The following is a 12,510-nucleotide window of genomic DNA, read 5'->3' on the forward strand; positions in this document are numbered from 1 at the left end:
GCGTGCTCAGGAAGGCCGGTTGGTGTCGGGGATCTCGATGTGCGTCTCTTGTCCCTTGGTGAGGAAGAACATGATGTAGCGGCGCGCGGCCTCGTCGAGGGTCCAGGCGAGCTGTGGCACCAGCGGGAGCGGGATGAGCTTCTCGCGGAAGCCCACGAGCTTCGGCCAGAGCGAGGCGATGGTCGGGTCCCAGAACGGTTCGCGGGAGATGCCGTCCCAGTCCGCGATCTGGTCGCCGACGAGGTAGCGGGCGAGTGCGTTCACCAGCGGGCGGCTGATGCTCGCGGGGCTCGTCTGCTCGGCGAGCTGTCCGAGCAGGATGTCGGTCAGCTCCACACCTTCACGCGTGGGGCCGAGTACCGGGTCGAGCAGTTGCCTGGACTGCGCGTTGGCCGCGTCCCACGTGCCGGGGATGTACTCGTCGCGGATGCCGAGCAGGTGGGCTGTCACCTGCCACACGTGCAGGTAGGCCGTGGACTCGGACGGGGTGATCGGGACCCGCCACTCCAGCATCTTGCGCATGGCGTACGTCGGCAGGGTGTGCCAGGTGACGAGCATGTCGGCGAGGCTGATCGGGATCCGCTGGCCGCCGCTCGTGCCGGACCAACCGGGCGACTGGGGGAGCAGGTGCCGGACGGCCGCGTGCACCATCCGCGTCTTGACCGCCTCGACGATGATCGAGCCGCTGGGCTGGTAGGCGTCGAGGTCGCCGACGGCGAACCCAAGACGGCTGGTCTTGGCGACGCGGTCCTCCATGTCGGCGCCGCCCTTGGAGTAGTACACGGCGCGGGCCTCGCGCGGGATCGCGGTGCTCAACATGCCGCCGCCGACACCGTTGAGCAGGTTGAGGTAGAAGCCCCTGTTGACGTTGAACCGGGCCGCGACGCCGAGCTTGTTCCGGTCGGCCCACACGGGGAGCTGCCGGGCGCGCTCCATGAAGTCGCGCACGTCCGCCGGCAGGCCGGTGGGCAGCGGCTGGTCGTTGCGCGTCCAGGTGCGCAACATCGGGTTGATCCTCGGTACGTCGCCGCGGTCGATCACCGAGGCGAGCAGCTGGTCGGCTTCGTCGTCCCACACCCAGTTCGGGTCCGCGCCCGGACCGGAGCCCGCCACCGAACCGGCCGGCTCCCAGGACCACGGTGTTCGCGCCAGCGCGGGGGAGGCCATGCCGAGGGCCCCGAGTGCTCCGAGCGTGCCGCCCGCGATCAACATGTCGCGCCTGCTGAGTCCGTCCATCGCAGGGAAGTCCTCCTCGACTTCGATGTCGGGTTGATACAATGAAACAAGTTCAGTATCTCTGTATCATGGGAGCACGGGAGCGGTCATGATCGCCAGAGGTCGACAGGGGTAATGACAGTGGAACCTGTACCGTCGGTCGCCATGAGTTCTCCTGACGCCCCTTCGGTTCTGGAGCTGGCGTTCAGCGACGCGGTCGAAGGCGCGGACTCCGACGACGAGGTGACGACGCGCCTGATCGACGCCGCGTACGAGCAGTTCCGGCGCAGGGGCATCAAGCGGTCGAGCATGGCGGACGTGGCGAAGCTCGCGGGCCTGTCGCGGATCACCGTGTACCGCCGCTTCGCCACCAAGGACGCATTGGTGCAACAGGTGGTGCGCCGGGAGTTCCGGCGCTACTTCGACCAGTTCATCGTCGACGTCCAGGGCGCCGAGACCGTGGCGGACCGGGTCGTCGTGGGGTTCGTGAGCTCGTTGCGCGCCATCCGCGACAACCCGCTCATCGGCGGCCTGATGGAGGTCGAGCCGGACGCTGTCGTGCCTTCGATGACCGGGGACGAGGGACGGACGCTCGCCGCGGTCCGGGAGTTCGTCGCGAGCAGGCTGCGCTGGGAGCAGCACGCGGGCAACGTCGCCGAGTCCGTCGACGTGGAGGTGGTGGCGGAGATGATGGTCCGGATCTCCGCCTCCTTCCTGGTGATCCCCAGCCACGTCATCGACCTCGACGACGACGAGCAGCTACGCGTGATCGCCCGTCGGTACCTGGTGCCGATGCTGGAGCCTCACTCGTAGCGCTCGCCCTTCTGCGCCTTCTCGACCAGTGAGTCCGGCGGCGCGAACCTGTCGCCGTACGCGGCTGCCAGTTCCCTTGCGCGTGCGACGAATCCGGGCAACCCGCCGGGATAGCCGTTGACGTACTGGAGCACGCCGCCGGTCCAGGCGGGGAAGCCGATGCCGAGGATCGAACCGATGTTGGCGTCGGGAACGGACCGCAGCACGCCCTCGTCCAGGCATCGGATCGAGTCGAGCGACTCGGCGAACAGCATCCGCTCCTTCATGTCCTCGAAGGGGATCTCGTGCCCCGCCACGGTGAAGTGCTCCAGCAGGCCGGGCCACAGGCCGGCGCGCTTTCCGTCGGTGTAGGAGTAGAAGCCCGCGCCGCTCGACCGTCCGCCCCGCCCGAACTCGTCGATCATGCGGTCGACGACGGCCTCGGCGCCGTGCGCGTGCCACTGCCCACCGCCGGCCAGCACCGCGGCTTTGGTCACCTCGCGGATCTTGCGCGGCAGCGTCAGGGTGAGCTCGTCCAGCAGCCGCAACGGAGGCGCGGGGTAGCCCGCCTGCGACCCGGCCTGTTCGATCGACGCGGGATGCAGGCCCTCGCCGAGCATCGCCACCGCCTCGTCGATGAACCGGCCGATCACCCGGCTGGTGAAGAAACCCCGGCTGTCGTTGACCACGATCGGCGTCTTGCCGATCTGGCGGGCGAGGTCGACCGCCTTCGCGATGGTCCGCTCGCTGGTCTTCGCGCCGGCGACGATCTCCAACAACGGCATCTTGTCCACCGGCGAGAAGAAGTGCAGGCCGATGAAGTCCTCGGAACGCCGTACGCCCTCGGCGAGCGTCGTGATCGGCAACGTCGAGGTGTTGGACCCGAGCACCGCGTCCGGTGCGACGACGTCCTCGACCTCGGCGAACACCTTCCGCTTGACCTCCGGGTCCTCGAACACCGCCTCGATCACGAGGTCGCAGCCCGCCAGGTCGGCGGCGTCGGCGGTCGGAATGATCCGGGCGAGCGCCTCGGGTGTCTTCGCGGAGTACTGCCTGCCCTTCTCCGCCGCGTCGAGCGTGACGTCCTTGAGCACGACGTCGATGCCGGCTTTCGCGCAGGAGTAGGCGATTCCGGCGCCCATCATGCCCGCGCCCAGCACGGCGACCTTGTAGGTGACGTGGCGCGGGTGGCCGAGCGGGCGGTTGCCGCCGGAGTTGACGTGCTGCAGGTCGTAGAAGAACGCCTGCATCATGTTCTTGGCGACCTGGCCGGTCATCAGCTCGACGAGGTAGGTCGTCTCGACCTTCTCGCCGGACTCGAAGCTCAGGGAAGCGCTCTCGACGGCGGCGGCCAGGATGTTGCGCGGTGCGGGCAGGTTCGCGCCCTTGAGCTGTTTGCGCAGGTTCGCGGGGAACGCGGGGAGGGTGGCCGCGACCTTCGGGCTCGACGGCGCACCGCCGGGAATCCGGTAGCCGGCGACGTCCCACGGCTGCCGCGCGTCCGGGTTGGCCAGCACCCATTTCCTGGCCTTCGCGAGCATGTCCGCGGGCGTGTCGGCGAGTTCGTGCACCAGTCCCTTGGCGAGGGCCTTCGCCGGGCGGTACCGGGTGCCGGTCAGCAGGACGTCCATCAGCGCGGTCTGCAGTCCGAGGAGCCGGACGGTCCGGCTGACGCCACCGCACCCCGGTAGCAGCCCCAGGGTGACCTCCGGCAGGCCGATCCGGCTGTCCTCGGTCTTCAGAGCGACGCGGTGGTGGCAGGCGAGGGCGATCTCGTAGCCGCCGCCGAGCGCGCTGCCGTTCATCGCCGCGGCGACCGGCCTGCCGAACGTCTCCAGCCTGCGCAGCTGGGACTTGAGAACCCGGCACACCTCGCTGATCTCGGCGGCGTTCTCCGGTTCGGCCCTGCTCATGAAGCCGACGTCGCCGCCGGCGAAGAAGCTCGCCTTGGCGGAGGTGAGCACCACGCCCGTGACGGACTCGCGTTCGGCCTCCAGTCTCGTGACCGCGGCCTCCATCGAGTCCACGTAGGACTGGTTCATCGTGTTGACGGGCTGGTCGGGGTCGTCCATGGTCAGCACGACGACGCCGTCGGAGCCCTGCTCCCAGTGGATCACGCTGTTCCTCCTCGGTGTCGTCAGAGGCGTTCGACGACGGTGGCGATGCCGATGCCGCCACCTGCGCAGAGACTGACCACGGCCCGGCGCGCGTCGCGGCGTTCGAGCTCGTCGACGACGGTGCCGACGAGCATCGCCCCGGTCGCGCCGAGCGGGTGGCCCAGGGCGATCGCGCCGCCGTTGACGTTGACCTTGTCCCACGGCAGGCCGAGGTCCTTGACGTACTTGAGGACCACGGACGCGAACGCCTCGTTGATCTCGAAGAGGTCGATGTCGTCCACGGTCAGGCCGGCGATCCCGAGCGCCTTGCGGGTGGCAGGCGCCGGACCGGTGAGCATGATCGTCGGGTCGGCACCGCTGACCGCGGCGGCGAGGATCCGGGCGCGCGGGGTGAGGCCGTGTTCGGCACCCGCCCGCTCGGAACCGACCAGCACCAGCGCGGCGCCGTCCACGACACCCGACGAGTTGCCCGGGGTGTGCACGTGCTCGATCCGCTCGACCCGGTGGTACTTCTGCAGGGCCACAGCGTCGAAGCCGCCCATCTCGCCGATGCCCGCGAACGACGGCGTCAGCCCGCCCAGCGTCTCCTCGGTCGTGCCAGGGCGCAGATGTTCGTCCTGGGCCAGCACGACCACGCCGTTGCGGTCCTTCACCGGGATCACGGACTTGACGAAGTAGCCGCCGGTCCAGGCCTGCGCGGCCAGCAGTTGGGACCGGACCGCGTACTCGTCGACGTGGTGCCGCGTGAAGCCCTCGATCGTCGCGATCAGGTCCGCGCTGACGCCCTGCGGGACGAAGTACGTGTCGTAGGCCGTTTCCGGGTCGGCGGCCATCGCGCCGCCGTCGCTGCCCATCGGCACGCGGGACATCGACTCGACGCCGCCCGCGAGCAACAGGTGCTCCCAGCCGGACCGGATCTTCTGCGCGGCCGTGTTCACCGCTTCCAGACCGGAGGCGCAGAACCGGTTGAGCTGCACGCCGGCGGTGGTGTCGGGCAGCCCGGCCGCGAGCGCCGCGGCCTTGGCGAGGTTCATGCCCTGGTCGCCGACCGGGGTGACGACGCCGAGGACGACGTCGTCGAGCCGTTGCGGGTCGAGGCCCGGATGGCGGTGCCGGAGCTCGTCGACCAGGCCCGTCACCAAGGTCACGGGCTTGACGTGGTGCAAAGCGCCGCCACGACCCTTGCCGCGCGGGGTGCGGATGGCGTCGTAGATGAATGCTTCGGTCACGGGTCCTCACGCTTCCTCTTCGCCCGCGGCAGACCGGCGGGGACAGGTGGTGGGGGATGTTGACTGACTGTCAATAAGCTCGAACGTAGCAGTCAACCTTTCGAATGCAACAGGTTCAGGCTCTGAATCGACACCGATGACCGGTGAGTTCGAAGCTATTGACACTCAGTCAACAGTGGCGGCACGGTAGGAGCCGCTCACCGAGTGGATCGCGCTGGAGAGGAGCCCGCCGTGACCGCAGCAGAGCGGCTGCACCAGTCCGTCGAAGGTCTCACGATCACGAAGCTGTTGCGCCGCAACGCACAGCTGTTCGCCGACCACCCCGCGCTCACCGACGGCATCGGCGAGGACCCGCACACGCTGACGTGGGCGCAGCTGCGTTCCGAGGTCGCCGTGCTCACCCGTGGCCTCGCCGCGGTGGGGCTCGGTCGTGGCCACCGGATGCTGATCGCCATGTCGAAACGGCCGGAGCACTGGATCGCCGACCTGGCGGCCGTCCACCTCGGCGCCCTGCCGTGCAGCACCTACGACACGTTGAGCACCGAGCAGGTCCGTTACGTGGCGCGGCACAGCGCGGCCACCGTCCTCGTGCTGGAGGGCGAGGAGCAGATGCGCCGCTGGGGACCGGTGCTCGACGACCTGTCGCAGCTGCGATCGGTCGTCGTGCTGGACCCGGACGTCGCGCCGAGCGGCGACATTCGGTTCGTCAGCTACGCGGACCTTCGCGGCGCGGAGGATCCCGCGTTCGAGACGCTCACCGACGAGATCACCCCGCACCAGCCGTTGGCCGTCGTCTACACCTCGGGCACCACCGGCGAACCCAAGGGCGTGGTCCTGTCCCACCACAACGTGATCTACGAGTCGCTGATGCAGGACGACCTCGTGCCGTTGACCGAACACCCGAGATCCGTGGCGTACCTGCCCATGGCGCACATCGCCGAACGGGTGCTCGGCATCTACATGCCCATCTGCAACGCGGGTCATGTGACGATCTGCGCGGATCCGACGCGGCTGTTGGCGTCGTTGCAGGCGGTGCGGCCGCACGGGTTCTTCGGTGTCCCCAGGGTGTGGGAGAAGCTCGCCGCCGGGCTGCGGGCCAAGCTGGCCACGCTCACCGGGGACCAGGCCGCGGCGGTCGCGCTGGCGCGGGAGACCTCGCTGGAGGTGTTCCACCTGCGGTCGGCGGGCAAGGAGGTCCCGGCGGGACTCGCCGCCCGCCAGGGACAGCTCGACGCGCAGGTGCTGCGGCCGATCCGAGCCGCGATCGGGTTCGACGAGTGCGGGCGTGCATTCAGTGGCGCCGCACCGATCCCCACCGCCGTGCTGGAGTTCCTCGCCGGCGTGGGGCTGCCGGTGTACGAGGTGTGGGGCCTGAGCGAGACGACGGGCGCCGCCACGGTCAGCACACCGGAGGTGTTCGCGCTGGGCGCCGTGGGACGTCCCGGACCCGGCATCGAGATCAAGGTGGCCGACGACGGCGAGCTGTTCGTGCGCGGTCCTGTCGTGTGCCAGGGCTACCTCCGCGCAGACGGGGGAGTGGACCCCGCGACCGACGCCGATGGTTGGTTCCCGACCGGGGACATCGGTGTCGTCGACGACCGGGGCATCGTGAGCATCACGGACCGGAAGAAGGAACTGATCATCACCGACGGCGGCAAGAACGTCGCCCCAACGAGGATCGAGTCGCTGCTGCGGGCTCACCCGTTGATCGCCTACGCCGTCGCGATCGGCGACCGCCGCCCGTACCTCACCGCCTTGATCGTGCTGGACGAGGAAGCCGCGCCGTTGTGGGCGCGGGCCCGCGGACTCGACGTCGCCGATCTTGCCGGGCACCCGGAAGTGGTCGAGGCGATCAGCGGTGCGGTGGCGGAGGCGAACGAGGTGCTGTCCCGCGCCGAGCAGGTGAAGGAGTACCGCGTGTTGAGCGTGCCCTGGACGGCGGAATCCGGTGAGCTGACCCCGAAGCTGAGTCTGCGGCGCAAGGCGATCGACGGCCTGCACGCCGCGACGATCGAGTCGATGTACACGAGGGGAACCACGGGATGAGCGGTCAGCGCCAGGCACAGCGGCGCCGGATGGAACCGGACGCCAGGCGGGCGGAGATCCTCGGCGCCGCCCGCCGGCTCTTCGGGGCCCACGGCTACACCTCGGTGTCCACAACGGACATCGCGACCGAGGCGGGCGTGACCCGTGCGTTGATCCACCACTACTTCGACACCAAGCGCGCCCTCTACCTGGAGGTGGTGCGGCAGATGATGGTCGTGCCCGCGTCCGTGTCGGAACGGCTGCCGCCCACGACGGCCGTGGAGCGCGTGTCGATCTGCGTCGACCGGTGGCTGGAGGTCGTGGAACGCAACAGGGAGATGTGGCTCTTCGCGATCGGCCTGGAGAACCTCGGCAACGACCAGGAGATCGAGCAGATCATGCTGGAGGCCGACGAGATCGCGACGGACCGCGTCCTCGAAGCCGTGATGATGACCGACGTCGCCGAAGGGCAGCAGAAGCTGCGGGCGATGGTCCGAGCCCACAGCGGCATGCTCAAAGCCGCCTCCCGCGAGTGGCTCGTGCGCGGCACGCTCAGCCGCGCCGACCTGCACGTGATGCTCACCCGCACCGTTCTGCACCTGGTCGACACCGTCTTCCCCGCCGTGCGGGACTGAGGAGGTCACGTCATGCCCCGAAAGCTGACCGACGAACGTCGCGACCTGGTCGACGCGATCGCGGACTTCTGCCGCCGTGAGCAACGGGTCAAGGGTGAGCCGCACGACCAGGTCGTCTATGAGAAGATGGCCGCGCTGGGCTGGCTCGGCATCGCCGTCCCCGAGCAGTACGGCGGGGCAGGCCTGGGCATGACCGACCTGTGCCTGTTCCTGGAGGAGACCGCCTACGGCCTCGCGCCGATCAGCGGGTTCGGCACCACGATCATCGCGGCGGCCGCGTACGAGAAGTTCGGCACCGAGGAACAGAAGCGCGTCGTGCTCGAAGGTGTCGTGAAGGGCCGCGTCGAAGCCATCTCGATGTCCGAGCCGGGCGCGGGTTCCGACGTGAGCGCGCTGACGTGCCGCGCGGACCGGGTCGACGGCGGCTACCTGGTCAACGGGCAGAAGACCTGGTGCTCCAACGCGCACTTCGCCGACCATGTCCTGCTCATCGCCCGCACCTCGCAGGAGGAGTCCCGGCACCAGGGGCTCACGCAGTTCATGGTGCCCACCGGTGTGGACGGCCTGCAGATCAAGGGCATCGACACGATGGGCGGCCGCGAGGTCAACGACCTGTACTTCACCGACTGCTTCGTGCCGGACTCGGCGGTCGTCGGCACGCCCGGCGCCGCGTGGGTCCAGCTGATGGCCGGGCTCAACCTGGAACGGATGATCCTCGCCGCGCTGATGCTCGGCGTCGCCCGGCGCGCGTTCGACGACACGCTGACCTACGTGCGTCAGCGCGAGCAGTTCGGCCGCCCGATCGGCTCGTTCCAGGCGCTCAAGCACCGGATCGCGGACATGGCCACCGAACTCGAATGCGCCCGGCTGCTGCTCGACGACGTCGCCGCCGCGATCACCGCCGAACCGGACCGCGTCTTCGCCCGCGAGGCGTCCATGGTCAAGCTCAAGTGCACCGAACTGGCCAAGCACGTTGCCCTGGAAGGCATGCAGATGATGGGCGGCTACGGATACGCCACGGAGTACGGCATGGAAGCGTTGTTGCGTTCGGCCGTCGTGTCCACCGTGTACGGAGGAACGAGCGAGATCCAGCGCGACATCATCGGCAAGACGTACGGGCTGTAGAGGAGCCGCGGGTGCTGAGGACGAGGTTCTGCGAGACGTTCGGTGTGGAACACCCGATCGTCCAGGGCGGCATGCAGTGGGTGGGCAGGGCGGAACTGGTCGCGGCCGTCGCGAACGCGGGCGCACTGGGCTTCCTCACCGCGCTCACCCAGCCCACCCCGGAGGCGCTGGTCCGCGAGATCGCGCGGTGCCGGGACATGACGGACAGGCCGTTCGGCGTGAACCTGACGATCCTGCCGTCGATCACCCCGCCGCCCTACGACGAGTACCGGCGCGCGATCGTCGAGTCCGGCGTGAAGATCGTCGAGACGGCCGGCTCCAACCCTCGTGAGCACCTGCCGGAGTTCCACGCCCACGGGATCAAGGTGCTGCACAAGTGCACCAGCGTCCGCCACGCCGTAAAGGCACAGGAGATCGGCGTGGACGGCGTGAGCATCGACGGGTTCGAATGCGCGGGCCACCCCGGCGAGGACGACATCCCGGGCCTGGTCCTGATCCCCGCGGCCGTCCGGCGGCTGACGATCCCGGTCATCGCCTCCGGAGGCTTCGCGGACGGCAGGGGACTGGTCGCCGCGCTGGCGCTGGGAGCCGAGGGCATCAACATGGGCACCCGGTTCCTGTGCACGCGAGAAGCCCCCGTCCACCAGCGAGTCAAGGACCAGATCGTCGCGAACAGCGAGCTCGACACAGAACTGATCTTCCGGCCGCTGCGCAACACCGCGAGGGTCGCGGGCAACGCCGTGAGCCGCAAGGTGGTCGAGATCCTCGGCGACGGTGGCGAGTTCCCCGACGTGCGCGATCTGGTGGCGGGCGCGAGAGGCCGGAAGGTGTTCGAGGACGGCGACCTGCAGGCCGGTATCTGGAGCGCGGGTCTCGCCCAGGGGCTCATCGACGACGTCCCGACGGTGCGCGAGCTGGTCGACCGCATCGTGCGAGAGGCCGAGGAACTGATCACCGGTCGCCTGACGGCCGTATGCGGTTGAACCCTCGATGCGGCTGCTACCTCAGCTTGCTGTGGCAGGTGGTCGAGCAGCACTGTCCCGTCGCGTTTGGGGGAACCCGTAGAGGTGTGCCGGGGCGTTCTGCCAGCGCCAACAGCGACCGGGTGAGATGCTCGCGCCCAGCCGGGGCACCGAGGATCCGGTTCACCCAAGTGGGGTGGAGCACGGCGACGGCTTCGGCCGGCCGCAACGCGGAGCCGCGCACACGTGGGCCGCTCCCAGAGTTGCGGGCAACCGTTCAGGCACCAGCCCTGAACCACCCCGCCGCCGCGCCGGCCGGGGAGTGCTGGTCCTGGCGGTGTCGCTTCATCGCGGCACCGGTGTCGATGCCGACTGGGCAGGCAGCGGTCCCCGGCACAGGAGTCGACCGCCCTCGCACCGAGACCTGCCAGTGCGGGAACCGCTGCGGCTGCATGCGGTTCGTTCGTGAGCGCGGAGGGCGCGCATTGGGCCACTTCGAAGGTGGCGCGGACGCAGGTCGTCGTGGTGTCGGCGTCACTCTTTTCGAGGTGTCCGACGACCTGTTGCGCGACCGAGTAGCAGTTCGCTGTCTGGAAGGCCTTCTTGTGCCTGTGAGGGCCAGCGGACCGTCACGACAACCGAATCTGCGCGGGCTTGCCAGGAGTGATCTACCTCTGGTCCCCACAAGATGTAGTCGCCCTGGCGACTCAGGGTTGTGCTGCCATCAGTTGTGTCGACGCGGAAATCGCCCTCGATCAAGATGGTCAGGGTTGTGCGCTGGTCGTCCGTGGTCCACTCCGTGCGCTTGTCGCCGGCAGGATGGATCCCCCACTTCACTTCGATGCCCTTCTGGGATCTGATGCCGATCGACGGGTCGATGAAGTGCCCGACTCGATCGCCGGGTGAGACACCGGCCGGGCCATCACAACACCCTGGCGACCCTCGTGATGGGGCCGGCGGTGCTCGCGACTTTGCGTCGTGCGTCGCGCAAGGCCTCGTACAGCGAGATCTTGAGCTTCGCGGCATTCAATTCGCGGAAAGCCGCCCAAATGTATGAACGTGCGTTCCTGTCGGCAGACGTACCGTGATCCTCGGATTCTGGCGGCCAGTGTCCGGAGGGGGATGGTGCAGGTGCCGAGCTTGTTCATGGTGCGGTCAGACCGCTCACTCGATGAGCTGTGCCGAGTGGTGCGGTCCTACCTTGAGTGGAATGGAATAAGTGTCGCGACCCATGCCAACCGTCCAGGGAATTCTGACGAGGGGGCGATTCTCGGTCTGATCGAACGGTCCGACGTTTTCCTGGTGCTCCAGAAAGGTGAGCTGGGAGATGCTTGGTCGGTCCGCCAGTTCGAGCACGCCCTGTCTGCCGGGAAGAGGATCGTGCGGGTGGCGGTCGCTGACGATCGGCAGGCCAATGATGGGGTCGATGTCACGCTGCACTCGGTGGAGCCGAGCGTGTCGGCACTGCGCTCGTTGTGGAGCGTGATCGTTTCGGAGCCGGTCGCACCCGATCAGGAATTCGCGGATCTCAAGGTGTCGGATGCCGACTGGCACGCGCTCGTCGAAGGCGCGCGATCAGCGGCCGGCATCATGGGATCGTCCTCTTCCTCTCCACAGCCGGAGGGACAGAGTTGGAGCGGCGGGACGCTGCGGGAGTGGTGCGACGGGATCGCCGAACCGGTGGAACGGTCCGTCGCGCGGTGTGCTGTTCTCACCGCGTTGCTGAGGGGGATGCGGCGGAATCAGGACGGCGCGGGGCAGCCATCCGATGCTCGTCCATTGTGGACATTCGTGCGCGCTGCTGTGGACTGCTCGTTCCGCCGGGCGCAGGTCAGCTCGCAGGGCTTCTACTGCGTGCCGCTGTTCTCGGTCGTGCGGCAGGGGCAGATCGAGGAACTGCTGAGACTGCACATCTGGCCGGCGAACGGAGCCGCTGCGGAGGAGGAGACGGGCGGTGCCTTCTCGGTGCATTCCCATCAGCCGCACGCGACCAGTTGGGTGCTGACCGGTGGCCTGCACAACCGCGTGCACCGGGTCAGGCAGTGGCCGGTGGCAACCACGCGGTCACAGCGGCTCTTCGCCGTGTCCTGGGACGGCAGGCGGTCGTACTCGGTGGCCCACCGGCAGTCGAGCCTGCGCGACACGGGGGTGCCGGTCTCGGTCGTCCTGGACCACGAGGCGATGTTCACCGCCGGACACAGCTACACCGTGCCGGCGGGGCAGTTCCACGAGACGGGGCGAATGGACAGCTCGCCCGTGGTGACCTTGTTCTACTTCGACGCGAGGATCGGATGGTTCGAGAACGCGGGTGTGGTTGGACCGACGGCTGCCCACGTGCCGGTGGCCAAGGCGAAGGAGACCGTGGACGTGGCGCCGCTGCTTCGCGAGATCGACCTCGGCGACTGAGATG

9 protein-coding genes are annotated in these 12,510 nt (G+C 68.7%); 6 read left to right on the forward strand and 3 right to left on the reverse strand.

The annotated features are described in order from the left end of the window. Nucleotides 1-6: 6 nt before the first annotated feature. A complete protein-coding gene (locus tag ACFWN2_RS04175) occupies nt 7-1,236 on the reverse strand; it encodes an oxygenase MpaB family protein (protein WP_382424805.1) in 1,230 nt (409 codons plus the stop codon). A 144-nt stretch (nt 1,237-1,380) separates the two neighbouring features. Between ACFWN2_RS04175 and ACFWN2_RS04180 the strand changes: the two genes are divergently transcribed. Beyond that, nucleotides 1,381-2,028, forward strand: a complete 648-nt coding sequence (locus tag ACFWN2_RS04180; RefSeq protein WP_382424806.1) for a TetR/AcrR family transcriptional regulator — start codon at nt 1,381-1,383, stop codon at nt 2,026-2,028. On the opposite strand, the gene ACFWN2_RS04185 is transcribed toward ACFWN2_RS04180, so the two are convergent. Beyond that, nucleotides 2,019-4,124, reverse strand: coding sequence for a 3-hydroxyacyl-CoA dehydrogenase NAD-binding domain-containing protein (locus tag ACFWN2_RS04185; protein ID WP_382424807.1), 2,106 nt, complete (start codon nt 4,122-4,124; stop codon nt 2,019-2,021). The genes ACFWN2_RS04180 and ACFWN2_RS04185 overlap by 10 nt on opposite strands. 20 nt (nt 4,125-4,144) lie before the next feature. Further along, nucleotides 4,145-5,353, reverse strand: a complete 1,209-nt coding sequence (locus tag ACFWN2_RS04190) for an acetyl-CoA C-acetyltransferase (protein WP_382424808.1) — start codon at nt 5,351-5,353, stop codon at nt 4,145-4,147. Nucleotides 5,354-5,584: 231 nt separating this feature from the next. On the opposite strand from ACFWN2_RS04190, the gene ACFWN2_RS04195 reads away from it, so the two are divergent. The 5 genes from ACFWN2_RS04195 to ACFWN2_RS04215 all read left to right on the forward strand — a co-directional run bounded on the left by ACFWN2_RS04195 (nt 5,585) and on the right by ACFWN2_RS04215 (nt 12,506). Beyond that, on the forward strand, nt 5,585-7,399 hold the full coding sequence (locus ACFWN2_RS04195) for an AMP-dependent synthetase/ligase (RefSeq protein WP_382424809.1): 1,815 nt from the start codon (nt 5,585-5,587) through the stop codon (nt 7,397-7,399). Then, on the forward strand, nt 7,396-8,013 hold the full coding sequence (locus ACFWN2_RS04200) for a TetR/AcrR family transcriptional regulator (protein WP_382424810.1): 618 nt from the start codon (nt 7,396-7,398) through the stop codon (nt 8,011-8,013). Before ACFWN2_RS04195 ends, ACFWN2_RS04200 begins: the two co-directional genes overlap by 4 nt. A gap of 12 nt (nt 8,014-8,025) precedes the next feature. Then, nucleotides 8,026-9,138 carry an acyl-CoA dehydrogenase family protein gene (locus tag ACFWN2_RS04205; protein ID WP_382424811.1) on the forward strand — a complete coding sequence of 371 codons (1,113 nt, stop codon included), beginning with the start codon at nt 8,026-8,028 and terminating at the stop codon, nt 9,136-9,138. Nucleotides 9,139-9,149: 11 nt separating this feature from the next. Continuing rightward, complete coding sequence (locus tag ACFWN2_RS04210) at nt 9,150-10,121, forward strand: NAD(P)H-dependent flavin oxidoreductase (RefSeq protein WP_382424812.1); 972 nt, start codon at nt 9,150-9,152, stop codon at nt 10,119-10,121. Between the two features lie 1,101 nt (nt 10,122-11,222). Further along, nucleotides 11,223-12,506 carry a hypothetical protein gene (locus tag ACFWN2_RS04215; RefSeq protein WP_382424813.1) on the forward strand — a complete coding sequence of 428 codons (1,284 nt, stop codon included), beginning with the start codon at nt 11,223-11,225 and terminating at the stop codon, nt 12,504-12,506. The last annotated feature ends 4 nt before the right edge of the window (nt 12,507-12,510 follow it).

The organism is Lentzea sp. NPDC058436, assembly GCF_042721515.1.
Taxonomy (GTDB): Bacteria; Actinomycetota; Actinomycetes; order Mycobacteriales; family Pseudonocardiaceae; genus Lentzea.

Excerpts from the sequence above, each read along its gene's own strand:
- ACFWN2_RS04175 (WP_382424805.1), bottom strand. The coding sequence starts at position 1,236 with ATGGACGGACTCAGCAGGCGCGACATGTTGATCGCGGGCGGCACGCTC.
- ACFWN2_RS04180 (WP_382424806.1), top strand. The coding sequence starts at position 1,381 with ATGAGTTCTCCTGACGCCCCTTCGGTTCTGGAGCTGGCGTTCAGCGAC.
- ACFWN2_RS04200 (WP_382424810.1), top strand. The coding sequence starts at position 7,396 with ATGAGCGGTCAGCGCCAGGCACAGCGGCGCCGGATGGAACCGGACGCC.
- ACFWN2_RS04205 (WP_382424811.1), top strand. The coding sequence starts at position 8,026 with ATGCCCCGAAAGCTGACCGACGAACGTCGCGACCTGGTCGACGCGATC.
- ACFWN2_RS04215 (WP_382424813.1), top strand. The coding sequence starts at position 11,223 with ATGGTGCAGGTGCCGAGCTTGTTCATGGTGCGGTCAGACCGCTCACTC.